The 607-nt window shown below is 65.6% G+C and carries 1 protein-coding gene; it reads left to right on the top strand.

What is annotated here, in order from left to right:
• On the top strand, nucleotides 1–338 hold a 338-nt coding region (locus tag B9G38_RS17320), incomplete at its 5' end, for a M48 family metalloprotease (protein ID WP_158093836.1).
• Between the last annotated feature and the right edge of the window lie 269 nt (nucleotides 339–607).

Here is a 607-nt window from a genome sequence, read left to right as displayed (position 1 = left end):
GCGCGCCTGTCATCGTCGCGATCCTCGTGGTGCTCGGTGTGGGGGTGGGCTGCTTCCTGCTCATCCGGGCGCGCGCTCGGTACCGCGAGTACTCCGCGGACCGCGGCGCGGCGCTCATCACCGGGAAGCCCGGCGCGCTCGCCTCGGCGCTGATGACGATCGACGGCCGGATGGACAGGGTGCCCGAGGAGGACCTCCGCGAGGAGGCGGAGATGAACGCGTTCTTCATCATCCCGATCAAGGCCGGCTTCGTCGGGAAGATCGCCTCGACGCACCCCTCGACGGAGAACCGCATCGAGAAGCTCCGCGAGCTGGAGCGGGAAATGGAGACGGCCTAATACGAGTTTAACGCGGAGTTTTTACTCGGTTATTTATAAGACGCTGAGCGTGGTTCGGCGACGGATATCGCCGAAGTTCTAGCGGTCATTTTATAAATCGTTGCGGGCAGGTCGGTGACGAACACCGCCGAAGCCCCAGTCGGGAGGGCGGCGCACGCTCGCTGCGCTCCTCACTCGTTCGCTCCGCTCACTCGTTGCGGTGCTTACGTCGCCTGCGCCGCCCTCCCGACTGGGGCTTCGGCGGTGTTCGTCACCGACCTGCCCGCAAC

It is taken from the genome of Halorubrum sp. SD612 (assembly GCF_002135005.1).
The sequence above is the reverse complement of the archived record's forward strand: the minus strand, read 5'-3'. Positions and strand labels throughout refer to the sequence as shown.